This window comes from Acinetobacter sp. NIPH 1852 (genome assembly GCF_022549455.1).
Lineage (GTDB): Bacteria > Pseudomonadota > Gammaproteobacteria > Pseudomonadales > Moraxellaceae > Acinetobacter.
In genome coordinates, this window is sequence record NZ_JAKZGG010000015.1 from 23,574 (window position 1) to 42,929 (window position 19,356).

Annotated in this window: 21 protein-coding genes; 7 read left to right on the forward strand and 14 right to left on the reverse strand. The window is 42.2% G+C overall.

Features of this window, described 5'->3' with window-relative positions; translation table 11 throughout:
• Positions 1-44 precede the first annotated feature (44 nt).
• Positions 45-641, forward strand: coding sequence for a hypothetical protein (locus MMO38_RS12240; protein WP_241323712.1), 597 nt, complete (start codon positions 45-47; stop codon positions 639-641).
• Here MMO38_RS12240 and MMO38_RS12245 read toward each other — a convergent pair.
• The 12 genes from MMO38_RS12245 to MMO38_RS12300 all read right to left on the reverse strand — a co-directional run bounded on the left by MMO38_RS12245 (position 638) and on the right by MMO38_RS12300 (position 11,814).
• The gene (locus tag MMO38_RS12245; RefSeq protein ID WP_241323713.1) at positions 638-2,797 is read right to left on the reverse strand and encodes a hypothetical protein; all 2,160 of its coding nucleotides are present in this window, start codon (positions 2,795-2,797) and stop codon (positions 638-640) included. The genes MMO38_RS12240 and MMO38_RS12245 overlap by 4 nt on opposite strands.
• Before the next feature lie 225 nt (positions 2,798-3,022).
• Positions 3,023-3,502, reverse strand: a complete 480-nt coding sequence (locus tag MMO38_RS12250) for a DUF2846 domain-containing protein (RefSeq protein ID WP_241323714.1) — start codon at positions 3,500-3,502, stop codon at positions 3,023-3,025.
• 136 nt (positions 3,503-3,638) lie between these two features.
• On the reverse strand, positions 3,639-4,058 hold the full coding sequence (locus MMO38_RS12255) for a F0F1 ATP synthase subunit epsilon (RefSeq protein WP_004668114.1): 420 nt from the start codon (positions 4,056-4,058) through the stop codon (positions 3,639-3,641).
• A 27-nt stretch (positions 4,059-4,085) separates the two neighbouring features.
• Complete coding sequence (gene atpD, locus MMO38_RS12260; RefSeq protein WP_004668113.1) at positions 4,086-5,480, reverse strand: F0F1 ATP synthase subunit beta; 1,395 nt, start codon at positions 5,478-5,480, stop codon at positions 4,086-4,088.
• Positions 5,481-5,510: 30 nt separating this feature from the next.
• Complete coding sequence (gene atpG, locus MMO38_RS12265; RefSeq protein WP_004668112.1) at positions 5,511-6,380, reverse strand: F0F1 ATP synthase subunit gamma; 870 nt, start codon at positions 6,378-6,380, stop codon at positions 5,511-5,513.
• A gap of 77 nt (positions 6,381-6,457) precedes the next feature.
• Positions 6,458-8,002 carry a F0F1 ATP synthase subunit alpha gene (gene atpA / locus MMO38_RS12270; protein WP_241323715.1) on the reverse strand — a complete coding sequence of 515 codons (1,545 nt, stop codon included), beginning with the start codon at positions 8,000-8,002 and terminating at the stop codon, positions 6,458-6,460.
• Positions 8,003-8,044: 42 nt separating this feature from the next.
• Positions 8,045-8,581: a F0F1 ATP synthase subunit delta gene (locus MMO38_RS12275; RefSeq protein WP_241323716.1), complete on the reverse strand. Its 537-nt coding sequence runs from the start codon at positions 8,579-8,581 to the stop codon at positions 8,045-8,047.
• Between the two features lie 11 nt (positions 8,582-8,592).
• Entirely contained in the window at positions 8,593-9,063 is a 471-nt protein-coding gene (locus MMO38_RS12280) for a F0F1 ATP synthase subunit B (RefSeq protein WP_004668107.1), read from the reverse strand.
• Between the two features lie 39 nt (positions 9,064-9,102).
• A complete protein-coding gene (gene atpE, locus MMO38_RS12285; protein ID WP_000424060.1) occupies positions 9,103-9,348 on the reverse strand; it encodes a F0F1 ATP synthase subunit C in 246 nt (81 codons plus the stop codon).
• 82 nt (positions 9,349-9,430) lie between these two features.
• Positions 9,431-10,306, reverse strand: a complete 876-nt coding sequence (gene atpB, locus MMO38_RS12290; protein ID WP_004668106.1) for a F0F1 ATP synthase subunit A — start codon at positions 10,304-10,306, stop codon at positions 9,431-9,433.
• Between the two features lie 99 nt (positions 10,307-10,405).
• Positions 10,406-10,804, reverse strand: a complete 399-nt coding sequence (locus MMO38_RS12295) for an ATP synthase subunit I (RefSeq protein WP_241323717.1) — start codon at positions 10,802-10,804, stop codon at positions 10,406-10,408.
• A gap of 170 nt (positions 10,805-10,974) precedes the next feature.
• Entirely contained in the window at positions 10,975-11,814 is an 840-nt protein-coding gene (locus MMO38_RS12300) for a zinc ABC transporter substrate-binding protein (protein ID WP_004668104.1), read from the reverse strand.
• 259 nt (positions 11,815-12,073) lie between these two features.
• On the opposite strand from MMO38_RS12300, the gene MMO38_RS12305 reads away from it, so the two are divergent.
• Genes MMO38_RS12305 through znuB form a run of 3 tightly spaced genes read left to right on the forward strand, consistent with a single transcriptional unit; the run spans position 12,074 to position 14,145 of the window.
• A complete protein-coding gene (locus MMO38_RS12305; protein ID WP_241323718.1) occupies positions 12,074-12,571 on the forward strand; it encodes a transcriptional repressor in 498 nt (165 codons plus the stop codon).
• The gene (gene znuC, locus MMO38_RS12310) at positions 12,544-13,332 is read left to right on the forward strand and encodes a zinc ABC transporter ATP-binding protein ZnuC (RefSeq protein ID WP_004668102.1); all 789 of its coding nucleotides are present in this window, start codon (positions 12,544-12,546) and stop codon (positions 13,330-13,332) included. Before MMO38_RS12305 ends, znuC begins: the two co-directional genes overlap by 28 nt.
• A 3-nt stretch (positions 13,333-13,335) precedes the next feature.
• Positions 13,336-14,145 carry a zinc ABC transporter permease subunit ZnuB gene (znuB, locus tag MMO38_RS12315; RefSeq protein ID WP_005194582.1) on the forward strand — a complete coding sequence of 270 codons (810 nt, stop codon included), beginning with the start codon at positions 13,336-13,338 and terminating at the stop codon, positions 14,143-14,145.
• 6 nt (positions 14,146-14,151) lie between these two features.
• Here znuB and MMO38_RS12320 read toward each other — a convergent pair whose 3' ends face one another.
• A complete protein-coding gene (locus tag MMO38_RS12320) occupies positions 14,152-14,778 on the reverse strand; it encodes a LysE family transporter (RefSeq protein WP_241323719.1) in 627 nt (208 codons plus the stop codon).
• Positions 14,779-14,939: 161 nt separating this feature from the next.
• Between MMO38_RS12320 and MMO38_RS12325 the strand changes: the two genes are divergently transcribed.
• The 3 genes from MMO38_RS12325 to MMO38_RS12335 all read left to right on the forward strand — a co-directional run bounded on the left by MMO38_RS12325 (position 14,940) and on the right by MMO38_RS12335 (position 18,632).
• Positions 14,940-15,860 carry a Dyp-type peroxidase gene (locus MMO38_RS12325; RefSeq protein ID WP_241323720.1) on the forward strand — a complete coding sequence of 307 codons (921 nt, stop codon included), beginning with the start codon at positions 14,940-14,942 and terminating at the stop codon, positions 15,858-15,860.
• Between the two features lie 170 nt (positions 15,861-16,030).
• On the forward strand, positions 16,031-17,830 hold the full coding sequence (gene argS / locus MMO38_RS12330) for an arginine--tRNA ligase (protein ID WP_241323721.1): 1,800 nt from the start codon (positions 16,031-16,033) through the stop codon (positions 17,828-17,830).
• 199 nt (positions 17,831-18,029) lie between these two features.
• Positions 18,030-18,632 carry an SPOR domain-containing protein gene (locus MMO38_RS12335; protein WP_005194574.1) on the forward strand — a complete coding sequence of 201 codons (603 nt, stop codon included), beginning with the start codon at positions 18,030-18,032 and terminating at the stop codon, positions 18,630-18,632.
• Positions 18,633-18,691: 59 nt separating this feature from the next.
• Here the strand turns inward: MMO38_RS12335 and MMO38_RS12340 are convergent, their stop codons facing one another.
• Complete coding sequence (locus MMO38_RS12340) at positions 18,692-19,345, reverse strand: glutathione S-transferase (protein ID WP_005194573.1); 654 nt, start codon at positions 19,343-19,345, stop codon at positions 18,692-18,694.
• Between the last annotated feature and the right edge of the window lie 11 nt (positions 19,346-19,356).

The following is a 19,356-nucleotide window of genomic DNA, read 5'->3' on the forward strand; positions in this document are numbered from 1 at the left end:
ATTATAGTGACGATCTTCTCATATTTTGGTGCAGTTCAGCCACGATGAAAAATCTAGCCATCAAAGCCATTTTCTCTGCAACAGTACTTGTTACTGCATTCGCGTTCGTCGGTTGTGATCAAGTGCCTCAAGAAAACCATCAAGTTGCTGAACCAAACACTGAGTTTGACTCAAACATCAGTACCGATGATGCCAATACAACAACACCGCAGGATATTCAAAAGCTAAGCAGTGGCAACCTATTTAATATGGTACGTGATGTAGCACAACTACAGCTAAAAACTGATGATTATACGACTCTGCTCAAAAGCTCACAAAACCAGCTTGAGCAAGCGATTCAAGAAAAGAATACCCAGCAACTGCAAAATGCAACCACAGATCTCAAACAAAATTTGCATGCTTTACACGATACCTTACAAGCACTTCAACTAAAGAGTCATGAAGTCGATCAAATTCGTCAGAGTCTACTTAATGCAAATCAACAACTTTTAAAAATGCCCATCCTTCATGGCCAACTGGATATTAGCCAATTAGACCTTGAAAAAATTGAGCAGCAATTCAATCGTATTCAAATGGATATGCTTAAACTGGCAACACTTATATTAGGAAAAACGGATACTGAAACTCAGACAGACATCTAAATCTGCATTGTTTGCATCTGATAAGCGGGTTTAGCAACATCATTCGATGCATGTTGAACATTTGATAAGTGCAAACCATGTTGTGTCATCTGTTTATATTTTATGAGTTCGGCATTGAGTTGAATGACACGTTGTTTTAATTCAATCGACATAAACTGATCTGACTGTGCCAGAGCAACCCAGCCCGCTTGTACTCTACGCTTAGGATTTTCATAAGCAAGTTGTTGTTGCATCCATTGATGCAATTTCAATGCACGTTGATAAGCTTCAAATTTATACGCAAATAAAGTCGTGGAAATCACCGCTTCAGGTATTTTACCCATCAGCTTCATCTCAATTTGTCGAAGTTGATACGCATATAAATCAACGCGATATTTTAAAAGGTTTTGATTAAACCATTCGGCAAAATCAATGAGTAAGTCCATTATCTGATTGCACTGTGCAACCAATTGTTGTTTTTCTTGCAACGGCTTTGCTTGCTCAACTTTCTGCACGCGCCAAGTACGATAAACAGCGAATCCGCCGACAACAAAAGCGCCGATAGACCCCGAAACAAGTCCTCCAATCGCGGCGCCGATCGCCAAACTATTTTTGATCACGGAGTTTGATTGTTTATAAGCTAAATATGGACGGGAAACTGGCTGAGCTTGTGAGGCAGAAAAATTACGATACACCGCAAAGCCTGTATTCATCAGTGGAATTGAAACAAAGTCATCAACACTAACCATATGTTGCAAACTGGTTTGGGCGGTGCGTTGCACGGACTCATAACTCAATGCCAGATCAGCAAAAACCGAAGCATATTTCTCTTGCAGATGCGCCAATTCAATATTCACAATAATCGCAATATGCGGGTGACTTTTTGCAAAGGACTCTACTGCATCCGATGCTAAAGTACACTTCACCTGCATCGGTGTACCATCTACAATCAAGTCAAAACCTGCTAAGTGAGCATGTTCTGCAAACTCAATCGTATGTCCCTGCTGGCTTAGGTTATAGGCGACTTGTTGCTTTGCCAAATAAGAGGATAAGCGTGTCAGAGCTGCATCATGATCATCATCAGGCGCTGGAATTTGTTTTAGATTATAAAAAGCATCAGGATGACCTTTAGACGCGGTGACCAAAGCATCCAAAACTAAGGGATTGATCTGTAAGTAGTTCCAGATAAAACCCAGACGATAATGCGCAGGATGAATACCACTGACCAGTTTTAAGTCTCGACCTGTTAAAATTTTCTGCAAAGCATCATTGGCCGCTTTATGCCGATCTAAGCTCACCACGAGCTCACTGTTATTTAACAGCTTCGGTGCACTTTCAATCACATTTTTATAATAAGGCACGATAAACGCATGGGTGACCAGCCAATGGTTTAAAGAATGACCCATATATTTTAATCGGTGTTGTAGATCAATCAGTAGCTTGGTTGATTCAACTGGACTGGATTGTAAGCGCTCAGGCAACATCAATGAAACAGCCCATTGGGTTAACTGCTCATGTTTCGCTTGTTGCTGGATATGTTCTAAATTTCCCAAGTGCTGTAAGGCATCAACCGCATCACGATTACCCTGTTCATTGTGATGACGATTTCGACTCAATAGGCAGTGTATAAAATCATAATGAACACTTTCAGGCTGAATGGCTTGCTGCTGAAATACGACACGGTAGTTTTCAATTGCTGCTGACCAATCCTCTAAACGCTGATAAAAAGCAGCTAAAGCATACTTAATCTCAACATCATCATATTCAGCGTGTAATTGCTTCAAGATACTTAACTTTAGCGGGCTATCTTTACAGTTTGCTAACTGCGTTACCGTTTCATCGCGTTGTTGCTCGCTAAAGCCTTGGGTCAAATATTGCAGGCGAAATGCCACGCATTGTTCAAACCAAGCAAAACGATGGGCATGTTGCTGATAAGCAGGTATAAAAACTTGATGAATCAATGTAATTAAACGTAATGAGCAATTTATTTCTTCTGTAGTATCGTGTTGAAAATGCCATGTTTTAGGCAAAGTGACCTGAAGTAGATGGCTGTATAAGCCCGCAGTTAATTCAGGTTGAGCAAGTGTGACCAACTTCAATTGATCTTTTACAGATAAATGATGTCCCTGTTGTTCAATACGATCCAAGCGCAACTTTAAGACATTACTTGCTAACATATTTTTCCTAATTTTTTATTCAATATACTCGTTATTTATCGCTTAGCGTGACGTAATCCATATCGCACCAAGTCTTCATCATATTATGTTTTTAGATAATAAAAAAGCACCTTCAAGGTCGATATCAAGATCAACTTTGAAGGTGCTTAAATTGGATTTATATTTCTAATTCACCCAATTGAGAATAACAAAATAGAAGAATAGCCACCTTAAAGTGACGATTCGTTATTTCTTGTCTAAACTAATCGTTGTTTTGCTACATTTACCAGACTGTGCGAATTGATATTCAGCAATCGCTTTTTTACCGGTTTGTTCATCGACTTGTTTTAGATTCGCCCCACCCGCCAACACGCCAGGTTTAATGTACTGCTGGATAAAATATTGTTTACCCGCTTCCGTCGTCAGTGCTAAATGATTTGGTGAAAACTCTGACTCTGTAGAAACCGTATGTTTTTGATTACCCGCCACTTCTTTTAAGAAGAACGTACCACGAGCCGTTTCGCCTAAACACTCGCCATCAATCCATACATCTTTTTTCAATGCAGCACCAACAATACTATTAGAGCGATAAACATAAATTGCGGCATTCCCTTCAGTGGGTGCATCCAGTTTTTTGGCTTGTTGTGACAATTGCGGTGTTGCTTGAGGCACTGAAGCACAACCAACGAATGCAAGGCTCAGTACAACAGGAAGTAAAATTTTCATTATGGTATTTCTCATTTAATTATAGAATGCGTGACGCACTTTATATGAAAATGACAATTATTTAAATATTGTTTTTAAGTTATTTTTCCATAAAAAAAGCCACCTGACGGTGGCTTTTTTTATCTCAAATCAGCAATTACATTGCACGATTTTTGATTTTACGAATCGTTTCAAGCTGAGCTGCTGTTTCAGCAAGCGAAGCAAGTGCAGCAGCAGAGTCCAAATCACTCTTTTGATTCGCCAACAATTGTTCAGCTTGTTTACGAGCTTCTAAAATTGCTGCTTCATCTAAGTTGTCGGCACGGATTGCAGTATCTGCAAGCACGGTCACAACATGAGGTTGAACTTCTAACACGCCGCCTGATACATAAACAATTTCTTCTGTACCATTTTCCAACTGAACGCGAATCGGTCCAGGCTGGAGTAAAGTTACTAGTGGAGCGTGCCCAGGTAAAATACCAAGCTCACCACCTGCACCTTTAGCGATCAACATCGTTACTGTGCCAGAGTAAATTGACTCATTCACACTTACGACATCACATTGCATCGTCGCCATGAGAACCTCCTAAATTAGAGTTGCTAATTAAAGTTTCTCGGCCTTAGCAATCACTTCGTCAATACCACCCACCATATAGAACGCTTGTTCTGGGATGTGATCGTATTCACCAGCTAATAGACCTTTAAAGCCACGAATGGTTTCTTTAAGCGATACTAATTTACCAGGTGCACCAGTGAACACTTCAGCAACGTGGAATGGTTGAGAGAAGAAACGTTGGATTTTACGCGCACGGTAAACAACCAACTTATCTTCTTCAGCCAATTCATCCATACCCAAGATCGCAATGATGTCTTTAAGCTCTTTATAACGTTGCAAAATGTTCTGTACAGAACGTGCAATTTCATAATGCTCTTGACCAACAACCAATGGGTCTAGCTGACGTGAAGTTGAATCAAGTGGATCGATCGCTGGATAAATACCAGAAGATGCGATGTCACGGCTCAATACAACTGTTGCATCTAAGTGAGCAAAGGTTGTTGCAGGCGATGGATCTGTTAAGTCATCGGCAGGTACGTATACTGCTTGGATCGATGTGATCGAACCCGTTTTAGTAGACGTAATACGCTCTTGAAGAACACCCATTTCCTCTGCAAGTGTCGGTTGGTAACCTACTGCAGATGGCATACGACCTAACAATGCTGATACTTCAGTACCTGCAAGTGTATAACGGTAAATGTTGTCGACGAATAATAATACGTCACGACCTTTACCATTTTCGTCTTTTTGATCACGGAAGTATTCAGCCATAGTCAAACCAGTTAACGCGACGCGTAAACGGTTACCTGGTGGCTCGTTCATCTGACCGTAGACCATTGCTACTTTGTCAAGAACGTTAGAATCTTTCATTTCGTGATAGAAGTCGTTACCTTCACGAGTACGCTCACCAACACCAGCAAACACAGATAAACCTGAGTGTGCTTTCGCGATGTTGTTGATCAACTCCATCATGTTAACGGTTTTACCAACACCGGCACCGCCGAATAGACCAACTTTACCACCTTTCGCAAACGGGCAAAGTAAGTCAATGACTTTAATACCAGTTTCCAAAAGATCAGTAGATGCAGCTTGGTCAGCATAAGAAGGGGCTTGACGATGAATCGGCAAACGCTCTTCAGTTGCAACAGGACCTGCTTCATCAATCGGGCGACCCAACACGTCCATGATACGGCCAAGCGTAGCTGGACCCACTGGAACTGAAATCGGTGCATTTGTACTGGTTACAGTAAGACCACGTTTAAGACCTTCTGTAGAACCCATTGCGATGGTACGAACTACACCATCGCCAAGCTGTTGCTGAACTTCTAATGTAGTTTCAGTACCGTCAACTTGGAGAGCGTCATAGATCTTAGGAACGCTATTGCGCTCAAACTCGACGTCGATAACCGCGCCGATGATCTGAATGATACGACCGCTACTCATTGCTGTCTCCTCAATTCAAACTTAATAATGTTAAACGGCAGCGGCACCGCCAACGATCTCGGAAATTTCCTGAGTAATCGCGGCTTGACGCAGCTTGTTGTAAATGAGTTGTAGGTCTTTAATCAACTGACCTGCGTTGTCTGTCGCTGCTTTCATTGCGACCATACGTGCAGATTGCTCACATGCGACGTTTTCAATCACACCTTGATAAACCATAGACTCGATATAGCGAACCAACAAACCATTTAACAATACTTCTGCTTCTGGTTCGTAGATATAATCCCAACCATAAGTACGGTTGAGGTCATCGCTTTCTTCTGCTGATGCTAAAGGAACAAGTTGATCTACTTTAGGCTGTTGAGTCATGGCATTGATGAAGCCATTTGAAACGAGATAGATACGATCTAATTCGCCTTTATCAAATGCATCAAGCATAACCTGCACTGAGCCAGTTAACTGTTCCAAACTCGGTGTATCACCAAGTTGGGTGGTCGCACCAAGCACTTTACCGCCGTAATTCTTAAAAAACGAAACCGCTTTTTGACCAATCAAAGCAAATTCAACTTCAATTGACTGCTGTTGTTGTGCTTTGACATGCTGCACAACTTTCTTGAACAAGTTAATGTTCAAGCCACCCGCCAAGCCACGATCTGAAGACACCACGATATAGCCAACGCGCTTTACAGGACGTTCAACCATATAACGGTGTTTATATTCAGGGTTTGCTTGTACCAAGTGAGCAATTACACGGCGCATATTATCGGCATACGGACGGCCCTGTGCCATGCGCTCTTGCGCACGACGCATTTTAGAAGCAGCTACCATTTGCATCGCGCGAGTAATCTTTTGCGTGCTCTTGATACTAGCAACTTTGGCGCGAATTTCTTTTAAATTTGCCATACGCTTAACCTAGTAGTCGAAAGCTCTTACGAGCTTCCGAAGGTTGATCCGTGAACCAAACTTAACTAAAGCTTAACTTAGTAAGTTTGAGTCGCTTTGAAGCTCTCAATACCTGCTTTGATTGCCGCTTCGATGTCTTTGTTATAATCACCAGTTTCATCGATCTGTTGCATTAACGCAGTTTGTTCAGAGCGGAAGTAAGAGATTAACGCAGCATCAAAGTCTACGATTTTCTTCACTTCTACGTCAGACATGTAGCCTTCGTTAGATGCATAAACAGAAACAGCTTGGTCAGCAATTGAGTAAGGCGCATATTGTTTCTGCTTCATTAACTCAGTTACACGTTGACCATGCTCAAGTTGTTTACGTGTTGCTTCATCAAGATCAGAAGCAAACTGAGCAAACGCAGCCAATTCACGGTATTGCGCTAAAGCAGTACGGATACCGCCAGACAATTTTTTGATGATCTTCGTTTGAGCAGAACCACCAACACGCGATACAGAGATACCCGCGTTCACAGCAGGACGAATACCCGCGTTGAATAATGATGTTTCTAAGAAGATCTGACCGTCAGTAATCGAAATTACGTTGGTTGGTACGAATGCAGATACGTCACCGGCTTGAGTTTCAATGATCGGTAATGCAGTCAAAGAACCAGTTTTGCCTTTAACTTCACCGTTCGTGAATTTCTCAACATAGTCAGCAGAAACGCGCGAAGCACGTTCAAGAAGACGAGAGTGAAGATAGAATACGTCACCTGGATATGCTTCACGACCTGGTGGACGACGTAAAAGTAATGAGATTTGACGATAAGCAACTGCTTGCTTAGACAAATCATCATAAATAATTAACGCATCTTCACCACGATCACGGAAGTATTCACCCATTGTACAACCAGAATACGGAGCTAAATACTGCATTGCTGCAGGATCAGCGGCCGCAGCTGCGACAACAGTTGTATACGCCATAGCGCCAGTTTCTTCTAGCTTACGTACTACGTTTGCAATTGTTGATTGTTTTTGACCAATCGCAACGTAAACACATTTAATGCCAGAGCTTTTCTGAGCGATGATCGCATCGATCGCCATTGCTGTTTTACCAGTTTGACGGTCACCAATAATCAACTCACGCTGACCACGACCCACAGGAATCATGGTATCAACTGATTTATAACCAGTTTGAACAGGTTCGTCGACAGACTGACGCCAAATTACACCTGGTGCTACTTTTTCAACAGCATCAGTAAGTTTTGCATCAATCGGGCCTTTACCATCAATTGGGTTACCCAAAGCGTCTACGACACGGCCAAGAAGTTCAGGACCAACCGGAACTTCTAATACACGACCTGTACAACGAGCTTTTTGACCTTCTTGAAGGCTTAGGTAGTTACCTAAAACAACGGCACCCACTGAATCCTGTTCTAGATTCAGTGCCATACCAAATAAGCCGCCGTCGAATTCGATCATTTCACCGTACATTGCATCTGCAAGACCGTGAATACGCACGATACCGTCAGATACCATGACGATGGTACCTTCATTCTTAGCGGTCGCGCTGGTGTCCAGATCGCTGATACGCTGTTTAATGAGCGCACTGATCTCGGATGGATTCAGTTGTTGCATTGCGCTATTCCTCAATCTTTTTTAAGTTCAGTCTTTTTGCTGTTAGGCAAGAAGACGAGTCCGCATTTTTTCAAGCTTGTTAAGCGCAGAGTCATCTATCACTTGGTCGCCTGCACGAATCACAACACCTGCGATGAGCGTTGGATCAACGTTCACAGTAACATGTACTGTTCTGTTAAAACGTTTTTCTAACGCATGAGCTAAAATATGCTCTTGTTTCGCATCCATTGGGAAAGCAGATTGAATCTCTACTTCCAACGTGTTGTTGTTCTGCGATTTAAGTAATTCATATTCTGCTGCGATTTCAGGTAACAATATTAAACGATCATTATCTGCAAGCAGTGTCAGAAAGTTCGACACCGATTGAGTTTGATCTTCACCTAGAATCTTAGCAAAAAGACCTACTTGCTCCGCAGGAGTCAGCTCAGGACGATTTAAATAAGCGGAAAATGCCTCATCTTGCACCGCAGCACTGAGCAGCTGTAACGCATTTGACCAAGAGTCAGTTGCATTCTGCTCAGATGCATAAGCAAATGCTGCCTTAGCGTATGGGCGTGCCAACGTCAAGAATTCAGCCATATTTCCCTCGCTTAAAGTTTAGCAGCCAGCTGAGTCAGCATGGCATTATGAGCTTCTGCGTCAACTTGTTGGTTCAGAATTTTCTCTGCACCATCAACTGCCAAGGCAGCAACTTGTTGACGTAATTCTTCGCGAGCAGCATTGATGTCTTGATCAACAGTTTCTTTCGCCTGTTGACGAATACGTTCACCTTCAGCCGCAGCTTGGGTACGCGCTTCTTCGATCAATTGCGCTGCACGACGGTTCGCTTGTTCAATCAATTGAGCCGCTTGTGCTTTTGCTGCGTCGATCTCTTGCTTCACTTGTGATTGTGCATCAGCAAGGTCAGCTTTCGCTTTTTCAGCAGCATTTAAGCCATCAGCAATTTTACGCTGACGCTCACTAATTGCATTGATTAATGGTGGCCAAACAAACTTCATACAGAATGCGACAAATACCGCAAATGCAATCGCTTGGCCAATCAATGTGAGGTTGATATTCATTTCGCTATTCCTCAATATGTGGATTTAGGAATTAAGCTATTAACCTACAAATGGATTAGCGAAGATGAAGAACAAGCCAATACCAACACCGATCATAGGCACAGCATCAAGAAGACCCGCGATTAAGAACATACGAGTTTGAAGTTGTGGAGCCAATTCTGGTTGACGAGCTACAGCTTCTAAGAAGCGGCCACCTAAAAGACCGAAACCAATCGCAGTACCTAAAGCACCGAAAGCGATCAAGATAGCAGATGCAATTGCAACTAGACCTAAAGTGAGTTCCATGAAAAATTCCTCAGAGGTTAGGTTATTACCAAATTAAACTAAAATTTAAGCCCAACCATCAACTGATGATCAGGCAATACCATTAATGCTTTTCGCTTGCCATGCTCAAGTAAACGATGGTCAGCATCATAAAGATAAATGCTTGCAACGTGATTACAAGAATGTGGAAAATAGCCCAAGGCACAGATAATGCCCACTGGATCCAGAACGGTAATAATGCGATCAAGATGAAGATCAACTCACCCGCATACATGTTACCGAACAGTCGAAGAGCCAACGAAACTGGACGAGCAAGGAAAGTTACTAATTCCAAAATTAAGTTCACTGGAATCAATAACGCTTTTGCAAATTTATTACTTGGGTTGAATGGGTTAAGTGCCAATTCACCGACGAAACCGCCGATCCCTTTCTCACGAACACTATAGAACAAGATCAATGCAAATACTGACAAGGACATACCTAGGGTAATGTTCGGGTCAGTAGTTGGTACGATCTTGAAGTAAACGTGGTGAGGGTCCATACCAAATACACTTGCACCAATCTGTTGAGCTAAATAAGGAATCCAGTCAACAGGGATTAAATCCATTAAGTTCATGAGGAAAATCCACACGAAAATGGTTAATGCCAATGGCGCAATTAAACGCGATTTGCCGTGGAAAGTATCACGAACACTTGAGTCCACAAACTCGATAATCATTTCAATTGCAGACTGGAATTTTGTTGGTACACCTGCATTTGCAGCTTTCGCAACGATCCAGAACATTAAGCAAAAAATGATGCCAAGTCCGATAGACCAACCCATTGAATCCAAGTGAATTGCAGTGAACCCCATCGATTGAGCTTCTTCAGCAGTCTCAGCTAACTTCCATGAGCCGTCTGGCATTTTGCCATAGGTCATATTGGTCAAGTGATGCTTGATATACTCGGTCGAAGTCAGGGCATGTTCTTCAGCAGCCATAAATCACACCTGGTCAATGTCAATCATTAAAAGAAGGGCAATGAATATTGCGAACTGCGAATATCTCACGCTACCCTCCAAAAATCTCAAAAAAGTGTCTTACACTTGTTTTTGCAGACGTGTCACCCAAAATGGCGCAACCCACGACATCGCTTGAACAAGGATAAATCCACCAAACAATGCAACCGGTGATAGTGGTTCAACATTGTTTAAAATTAAAATAAAACCCACGATCACAATTGCAAACTTGCCGAGTATTCCTCGATACATGTTGAGCATGACTTGTTTTGATGCTCTTGCGCCCGCCGTTCTAAACGACTGCCAAGCAAAATAACAGTGTGCTAACCAACAAACCGAAGCCCCAAGCACAGCACTCATCGCAGCAGTTATATCTTTCATCATCCATGCCAGCAAAGCTGCAATTGGAATCATACATGCTTGTAAGAAGACCAAAGCTTTTGCCAATCGTCGGTCAATCAATCGACTAGTCCGGCTCATTTTTTATCCACTCACAACATAACTGCTTGACAAGTTTTAATACGGATCGTTTCGAATCGCAGGCATTATAGAGTTACACCCCTGAACATGCAATCTTTTCTCGACCTAAGTCTGCTTTTTTCGTCACGCTATTTTCTGACGATAGAGTCAACGCTTTTTTAATTTTCTGATTAATTTTGGGCACTTAATACACATTTATCAGTTTTTGTAGCCAATTTCTTCCAAGCGGAGATAAAATTGTCCTCACCATTCATACTTTCATCCACAGTCTCAAAAATGACAGGATTCAGTCTTCGATACTGGCTACTGCTGGCTGAAATTTCAGCCAATAAACACATTTGTGTCTTAGGTCGACTGTCTTTTAAGTATTTAATTTGTGCAGCTGTTGGCGCAATATGTGGGTCATTGGTAAGTGCACCAGCAAACTTTAAATTCAATGCGCGTTCCAAGTATTGATAAGCATCATGGTATGACCAATAAGGTTTTGCTTTATTGCTTCCTTCATACTGTTGAGCAGCTTGTCGCATCTGTTGTGCGAAATCTCTAGCATTGGCTAAGTATTTGGCTTTATTTTCTGGGTACTGCTGTGAACGTAATGTCGCGATAAAAAAAGCAATACGTACTGCATTATTTGGTTCTAACCAAACATGACTGTCAATGGTATTTTCTAGTGACGCACCACGTAAATTACGTTGCGGTAATATCGTTAAGATCCCCATATCTAATAACGCAACGGCTTTACGATTTTGATGTAGCAATCTCTCTAATGGGGCTTCGTGTGCTTTACCAAGCCACACCACCAAAGAAGCCTCTTGAATTGCTTTGCGATGTGCTGGTGTGAGTTGCACATCATGCCCAGTTTGATCACTGAGTAAAAGAACAGGTGTTTCTATCCCATTGGTGACTTCTTTTGCAATCAAATAAATAGGATGCGTTGAAACGACTAAACTTTGTGTCCAGCCCCATGTGCTTAACATTGAAAATGAGACAAACAGAAAAAGGCGCAACATCACAACACTACTCAACTTAGCAAAGCATGTTATAATATAACAAAAGTTAAAAAATACCTATGTCTATTTTTATATTCATCACGCCAATGCTTGCTCAGGCGACTTATATAGTTAGTTCCAAATGAATTGCATGTTATGATATACGGTCCGTTGACACTTCATAGATACTAGGCATCCGTCATCTATAGCGTAAGGTATTTTGACAACAAGCTTATCCGTGATAGATCAACCGACTCAAGGCAAACAATGAGGTCCATTTATGAGTTCTTGCTCACATGAACATGACAACGCTTTACACGGTGTTCATGGTCATCATGATATTAAAGCTCGACTCGCAGAGGCAGAACTTTTATGTACTGCAGCTGGCGCTCGACTGACTCCTCTACGTAAAGAAGTCCTTGAACTGATATTAAATGCATCTGCACCTATGGGTGCTTATGACTTATTGGCAAAAATCAAAGGTCAAGCAGACCGCCCTGCTGCGCCGCCGACGGTATACAGAACATTGGATTTTTTATTAGAAAAGGGACTGATCCATCGTTTAACGTCTATTAATGCTTATATTCCGTGTTGCCACCCACGTGAAGGACATCAAGCTGCGTTTTTAATTTGTACTGAATGCCGCTCTGTCAAAGAGGCTTCCGCACAAGGGCTGCTTCAACAACTTGATCAACTTGCTCACTCTGATCAATTTTCAGCTCAACACAGCATCATTGAAATTTCGGGAAAATGTCATCAGTGCAGCAAATCGCAGTAAGCTCTCCCCTGATTCAGTTGGAAAATATCTCTGTCCAACGTGATGAGCGCGTTATTTTGAGAAATGTTGATTTTGCACTACAAGCAAAAGAAATTGTGACGCTGATTGGTCCGAATGGCGCTGGCAAGTCAACACTCATCAAAGTATTACTGGGCATCATGTCGCCCAATCAAGGCAAAGTTCACTTTGCTAAAAAACTTAAGATGGCCTATGTTCCACAGAAGTTCAATCCATCTGCCAGTCTACCGTTACGGGTTCAGGACTTACTCGATTTAGAAATTTGTGCAGCAAGTTTACGCCAAGAAATCATGGCGGATACAGGCATTCTTCAATTACAACATTCAAAAGTACAACAACTCTCTGGCGGTGAACGTCAACGCGTGTTACTGGCGCGTGCTTTATTGCGCCAACCTGATATTTTGGTGCTAGATGAGCCCATGCAAGGCTTAGACATCCAATCTGAAGCAGAGCTATATGAATATGTCCGCAGCTTGCCCGAGCGATATGGTTGTGCCGTACTGATGGTTTCACATGACTTACAATGGGTCATGCAAGGGACACATCGTGTTGTGTGTCTGAATAAACATATTTGCTGTAGCGGTTTGCCTGAAAGCATTCAACAACATCCTGAATACCAAGCTATTTTTGGGACGCAACGCATGTTCTATCAACACCATCATGATGATTGTGCACATAGCGATCATGTCGAACCATGTACACATGACCCACGCCCTCACATTCACCCTGAACCAAAGGTCTAAGCAATGATGGAATGGTTACAACTGCTGCTCCCTGCTTGGATTATGGGTACACTTCTGGTATTTCTAACCGCCCCTTTGGGCTGCTTGATGCTGTGGCGCAGAATGTCATTCTTCGCCGATACCATGGCACACGGCACCTTACTTGGTGTTGCTATTGCAGGCATTCTGAATTTACCTTTTTGGTTGGGCGTCGCGTGTTTAGCCGTCTTGCTGGTTGCTATTTTATGGATTTTGCATGATTCACGCCTACCCAATGATGCGCTGCTTGCTTTGTGCTCAGCCACCTTACTTTGTTCAGGTTTATTACTGATCCAACAAATTCCAAGCTTACGTCCAGAACTATTAAGCTACTTGTTTGGTGATTTACTCAGTGTTGAATGGGCTGAATTGCCAATCTTTGCTGTGGTGATTGCGGGCGCACTTATCGCGCTTTATCGCTCTTGGTCGGCACAGATTCAAATTGCGATCGACCCAGATGTTGCCATGAGTGAAGGCGTAAACGCACACTGGCAACGTTTGATTTTCATGTTACTACTAGCATTGTTTACCGTGCTGGCATTACGTGCAGTCGGTTCGTTACTGATGGGTGCCTTATTAGTCATCCCAGCGCTGAGCGCTCGCTTATTGGCACACTCCCCTAAACAAATGGTGATATGGGCATTTATATTGGCTCAATTTGGCATCACGGTTGGCCTATGGTCAAGTGCGGCATTAAACATTGCCACTGGCTTAAGTATTGTCTTATGTATGGCACTTTGTTTTGCGCTAATTTTCACAGCACAAAAATTAAAAAGTCGATCGCAATCAATTTAACCCTGTTTAGCTTGATTGCTGAATCGCACTAAGCAATAGTGCGGCACAACCAAACATCATCGCAAAGCCTCGATTTAAATACTTTTGTTGCCTAGGCGAACGCAATAATCTCAATACTTTTGAAGCCAAACCGGTATATCCCGCCATCACTATCAGATCAATCGCCACCATCGTTGACGCCATGATCAAATATTGCAGCCATTGTGGTCGAGATAAATCTAAAAACTGAGGCAACACCGCCAATAAAAACACAATTGCTTTGGGATTACTGATATTCACCACAAAACCATTGAGCATTAGATTTAAGGCCGATTTATGCTTTTGTTCATGTTCAATCTGAATCGTTTTAATCGGTGCAGTCCACTGTTGATATGCTAAATAGATCAGATAGCCCACCCCAAACCACTTCACCACTTGAAACGCCAATGGCGTCGTCGCAAAAAGCACCCCTACCCCAGCCGCAACAATCATGATTTGAATCAGCAGTGCAATCTGTAATCCAATCACATTCCAATACCCATGCTTAAACCCATAGTTCAAGCCATTGGACATCGAAGCAATTGCACCTGCACCCGGCGAAACACTAATCGCACAGCATGCCAACATAAAAGCAAACCAGACCTGTAAAGACATAATCAAAGAGCAAAATAAAAGTTGAATTATACCGTTTTATTGAGTGCAAGCAGTACTTTTTTTAGTCGATAAAAAATGAACAAAAAAATTGTTAAGTCCTGCTTAGATCAGGCACAATGACTCCTTTTTTTGCCGCCTTAAAAATGACTAAGGAGATCTTAATGGCTGCTCAATCTGTCATTCTTCCACTACCTTCTGATCATGCGCGTTTTATTGTTCTCCGTTTAAAAGATTTAACGATCGCTGAATTAAAACGACAAATTTCAGCGCTGCTTTTAACTCGTGATCGCTTGATCACCCAACACCCAGATGCTCAGATCAAAACTGCGATCGCCTTCGGTCCTGAACTTTGGTCCAAATTGTACCCACAAACACCTGATGGGTTTAAACAACTTGATCCTGAGCAAGGTGCTTTCAATATGCCTGTGGTGCCCGCAGATGTATTTATTCACATCGCAAGTGCACGGGCTGATTTATGCTTTGCAATGAGCCAATCGTTCTTTGCAGGTATTCAAGATAAAGTTGAAGTGCTCGATGAGCGTGCTTGCTTCCGCCAATTTGATGGTCGTGATTTAACTGGTTTTATTGACGGAACTGAAAATCCACAATTCCCCGATGATCGTGCCGAAGCAACATTGCTACCCGAATCCGCTGGTATCTTCCAAGAGGGTAGTTTTATTTTCGCACAACGTTATGTACACGATTTAGCGAAATGGCAACAACTGAAAGTCGATGCACAAGAACATGTGATTGGACGTACCAAGCTTGAATCAATTGAGCTAGATGACGAGATAAAACCTGAAAATGCGCATGTTGCTCGTACAGTAGTTGAGGATGATGAAGGTGAGGAAATGGAAATCTTGCGCCACAGCTTGCCTTATGGTGATGGAAAAGGTGAACAAGGCCTATTCTTTGTCGCGTATACCAACAATTTGAGTATTATTGACGCGATGCTAAAACGCATGTTTGGGACAGCAGGTGATGGTATTCATGACCGTTTACTGCACTTCACCACGGCTGTGGATGGTGCTTATTATTTTGCGCCAAGTGATGCATTGCTAGAACAAATTCTGGAAGATTAAAACCGCAAGGTGCTATGCCATTGGCTGGTGTAGCATCTTTATGAATGCCACCAAACAAAGCACTCAAAAAAGATTGATCGGAATATGTGAATTCCCTGCATAGACTCTCCCCTTAAGCCATCAAAATTTGCTATATTTAACGTTTTTCCGCGACATTTATTTCGGTAACTATGAATACGGCAATACAAGCAGCTCTTGATCATGCGGTACAATCCCTTCAACAACAAGGTGTACTCCCTTCAGATTGGACAAACACGAGCCATTTAACCCGTACCAAAGACCGAAGTCACGGAGACTTTGCTTCCAATATTGCCATGATCGGCTCTAAAGCGGCGGGCATGAAGCCACGTGATCTTGCTGAGAAGATTTTAGCAGCACTGCCTGAAGTCGTTGACATTAACAAAGCAGAAATCGCAGGTCCTGGTTTTATTAACTTCTTTTTAAATGCAGACCAACGCTTTGCTGTGCTCGATCAGATTCATGCACAAAAAGATCAATATGGTCGCAGCCAAGCCAATGCAGCCAAAAAAATTCAAGTCGAGTTTGTGTCTGCAAACCCAACCTCTAGCCTACATGTCGGGCATGGTCGTGGTGCAGCGTATGGTATGACGGTTGCAAACCTATTAGAAGCCACAGGTGCTCAAGTTGACCGTGAATACTATGTTAACGATGCAGGTCGTCAAATGGATATTTTGGCAACTTCAACCTATTTACGTTATTTAGAACTTACGGGTCAAACACTGGTCTTTCCTAAAAATGCTTATCAAGGCGATTATGTCAAAGAAATCGCACAAAGCATTATTGACCAAGATGGTGATGCGCATGTTCGCCCAGTCGCTGACATCTATAAAGATGTGCCAGAAGACGTTCAATACGCAGAAGAATTAGATGCTGAAGGCAACAAAGTTGTGCTTTCTGGTGATAAAGAAAAACATATCGATGGTTTAATCGCAAACTCACAACAACAGTTAGCTGAAGGCTACCGCGTTTTCCATCAAGCAGCATTACATGCCATTTTAGATGACATCAAAGATGATCTTGCTGACTTTGGCGTAACCTTTGATGAATGGTTTAGCGAAGCATCACTGGCCGACAAAATTGATGAAGCACTTGCAACCTTAGATCAACGTGGCTTCCTCTATGAAAAAGATGGCAACATCTGGTTTAAATCGACTGAATTTGGCGATGAAAAAGATCGTGTTGTAAAGCGTCGCAATGGTCAAACCACTTACTTTGCATCAGACATTGCCTACCACCTCAATAAATTACAACGTGGTTATACTGACCTGATTGATATTTGGGGTTCAGACCACCACGGTTATATCTCTCGTGTGAAAGCGGCGATTGATGCGATGGGTTATGACTCGAAGAAGTTAACTGTTCTTTTGGTTCAATTCGTCAGCTTATGGCGTGGTGGCGAGATGGTACAAATGTCATCTCGTTCAGGTCAGTTCGTGACTTTGCGTGATTTACGTAAGGAAGTTGGTAACGACGCTGCGCGTTTCTACTACGTGATGCGTAAATCTGAGCAGCACATTGACTTTGACTTAGACCTTGCGGTTTCACAAAGTAAAGACAATGCGGTGTATTACATTCAATATGCATATGCACGTGTAAACAGTATTGTGAATCGCGCTAAAGAAAAAGGCATTGCATTTGATGTGACATCTGCACGACAAGTTGCTGATTTGTTGACTTTAGATACTGAAACAGAAATTCTTGCGAAATTAGCGGCTTATCCTGAAGTTGTGGTACGAGCTGCGAATGTATGTGAGCCACATCAGATCGGTACTTATTTGAAAGATTTAGCTGCGCTATTCCATGGTTGGTATGCACAAGATGGTGTGAAGTTTGTAGATGAAACAAATATTTCATTATCACAAGCCCGTTTATTATTATCAATAAACGTACAGCAAGTGATTCGAAATGGTTTAACATTACTGGGTGTATCCGCTCCTGAGACAATGTAAGCAAATCAACGCTTTGCATGGTCGCAAGACCTTGCGCCATATATGGCTCATATGCTCGAGTAAGCTGTAACAAGCAAAGCAACACTCTTACACAAGAGTAAGTAAAATACAGTAAACAAAGCATTATTTTAAACATAATGCTTTGTTTCTCAAAAGATTCAAGCTAGAAATAACATAATAGAATCAAGAGGAATTTCAGGTGTTTGGAAAAACGCAACGTGGTGTATCTGAACGACCAAATAAGCCCAAAAAACCGCTTATTCCGAAATGGCTAGGCATGTTTGTCGCCATTCTAGCGATCCTATGTGCCGCAGTCATGTTGATGCTCTGGCAGCCATGGCAACCTGTCCCTACAAAAACTCAGGTGCCTGCTGAACACTATCAAGAAGAAAACACCAACAAAGATTATCGTTTCTACGACTTGTTGCCACAACAACAAGTGACTCCGATTCCACAACAAGCTGTGCCTGAAACCAAACAACAAGGCAATATTGTGATTATTGAATCACCTAGAGTCGAAACAACAGAAGATTCAGCCAATCTCACCGCAAGTGAGCAAACACCGCCTGCACCGACCACCTATATTCTACAAGTCCGTAGCTATCCTGATCCTGATAGCGCAGATGCGCGTCGTGCAGAAATTATTCTAAATGGATTGTCTGCCGATGTGGTGAGAACTGTTGAAAATGGTCAGACATGGTACCGCGTGTTTTCTGGTCCGTATGATAGCCAAGAAGCTGCTTTAGCTGCACAACAAACACTACAGCATAGTGGCATTGATTCGATTGTCATTAAACGCTAGTCACATGATTTTAAATAAAAAAGGAACGAAAAATCGTTCCTTTTTTGCATCTCAACCACTCATGCACATTCAGAATCTAAACTCTTTTGCTCTGTGCGTTGAAAGGCTGCACGCTCCTGAACACGTTGTACAAAAGCTTGAATATGCGGATATTTGCCATGTAATCGATTTTGAATAGCGATGAGTGGGAATGCCATCTGAATATCAGCAAAAGAAAAATCCCCTGCAAAATAATCATGTTCTGACAAATAATTCTCAAGATAAAGAATATGCTCTTTTACACGCGGGCGAACAAAACCGGCTTTAACACCATCTGTAATCTTCTGAGCAATTGGGCGAATCACCCACGGCACGTGTTTACTTACACTATTCATCACCAAAGTCATCACCAATAATGGCATCAGAGAGCCTTCTGCATAATGCATCCAATAAGCATATTGCATCTGATCTTTAGCACTTTGTGGTTTGAATCTTTGCTGTTCATCATACTTTTGTTGCAGATAATCCAAAATCACAGCAGATTCAACAATCACCTGTCCATCATCCACTAAAATTGGCGCTTTGCCCAATGGGTGAATCTGTTTTAGGCTTTCTGGCGCGGTATAACTGGACGACCTTTGATAATATTCAACATGGCAATCCAAACCCAGTTCTTCTAATGCCCACAATATACGAAATGAGCGCGAGCATTGTAGATAATGTAAGGTAATCATTTTTGTGCCTG

Excerpts from the sequence above, each read along its gene's own strand:
- MMO38_RS12300 (WP_004668104.1), bottom strand. The coding sequence starts at position 11,814 with ATGTTGCGCCTTTTTCTGTTTGTCTCATTTTCAATGTTAAGCACATGG.
- MMO38_RS12255 (WP_004668114.1), bottom strand. The coding sequence starts at position 4,058 with ATGGCGACGATGCAATGTGATGTCGTAAGTGTGAATGAGTCAATTTAC.
- znuC (WP_004668102.1), top strand. The coding sequence starts at position 12,544 with ATGTCATCAGTGCAGCAAATCGCAGTAAGCTCTCCCCTGATTCAGTTG.
- atpB (WP_004668106.1), bottom strand. The coding sequence starts at position 10,306 with ATGGCTGCTGAAGAACATGCCCTGACTTCGACCGAGTATATCAAGCAT.
- MMO38_RS12245 (WP_241323713.1), bottom strand. The coding sequence starts at position 2,797 with ATGTTAGCAAGTAATGTCTTAAAGTTGCGCTTGGATCGTATTGAACAA.
- znuB (WP_005194582.1), top strand. The coding sequence starts at position 13,336 with ATGATGGAATGGTTACAACTGCTGCTCCCTGCTTGGATTATGGGTACA.
- MMO38_RS12320 (WP_241323719.1), bottom strand. The coding sequence starts at position 14,778 with ATGTCTTTACAGGTCTGGTTTGCTTTTATGTTGGCATGCTGTGCGATT.
- MMO38_RS12305 (WP_241323718.1), top strand. The coding sequence starts at position 12,074 with ATGAGTTCTTGCTCACATGAACATGACAACGCTTTACACGGTGTTCAT.
- MMO38_RS12240 (WP_241323712.1), top strand. The coding sequence starts at position 45 with ATGAAAAATCTAGCCATCAAAGCCATTTTCTCTGCAACAGTACTTGTT.
- atpG (WP_004668112.1), bottom strand. The coding sequence starts at position 6,380 with ATGGCAAATTTAAAAGAAATTCGCGCCAAAGTTGCTAGTATCAAGAGC.
- MMO38_RS12295 (WP_241323717.1), bottom strand. The coding sequence starts at position 10,804 with ATGAGCCGGACTAGTCGATTGATTGACCGACGATTGGCAAAAGCTTTG.
- argS (WP_241323721.1), top strand. The coding sequence starts at position 16,031 with ATGAATACGGCAATACAAGCAGCTCTTGATCATGCGGTACAATCCCTT.
- MMO38_RS12280 (WP_004668107.1), bottom strand. The coding sequence starts at position 9,063 with ATGAATATCAACCTCACATTGATTGGCCAAGCGATTGCATTTGCGGTA.
- atpD (WP_004668113.1), bottom strand. The coding sequence starts at position 5,480 with ATGAGTAGCGGTCGTATCATTCAGATCATCGGCGCGGTTATCGACGTC.
- MMO38_RS12250 (WP_241323714.1), bottom strand. The coding sequence starts at position 3,502 with ATGAAAATTTTACTTCCTGTTGTACTGAGCCTTGCATTCGTTGGTTGT.
- MMO38_RS12275 (WP_241323716.1), bottom strand. The coding sequence starts at position 8,581 with ATGGCTGAATTCTTGACGTTGGCACGCCCATACGCTAAGGCAGCATTT.
- atpA (WP_241323715.1), bottom strand. The coding sequence starts at position 8,002 with ATGCAACAACTGAATCCATCCGAGATCAGTGCGCTCATTAAACAGCGT.
- atpE (WP_000424060.1), bottom strand. The coding sequence starts at position 9,348 with ATGGAACTCACTTTAGGTCTAGTTGCAATTGCATCTGCTATCTTGATC.
- MMO38_RS12325 (WP_241323720.1), top strand. The coding sequence starts at position 14,940 with ATGGCTGCTCAATCTGTCATTCTTCCACTACCTTCTGATCATGCGCGT.
- MMO38_RS12340 (WP_005194573.1), bottom strand. The coding sequence starts at position 19,345 with ATGATTACCTTACATTATCTACAATGCTCGCGCTCATTTCGTATATTG.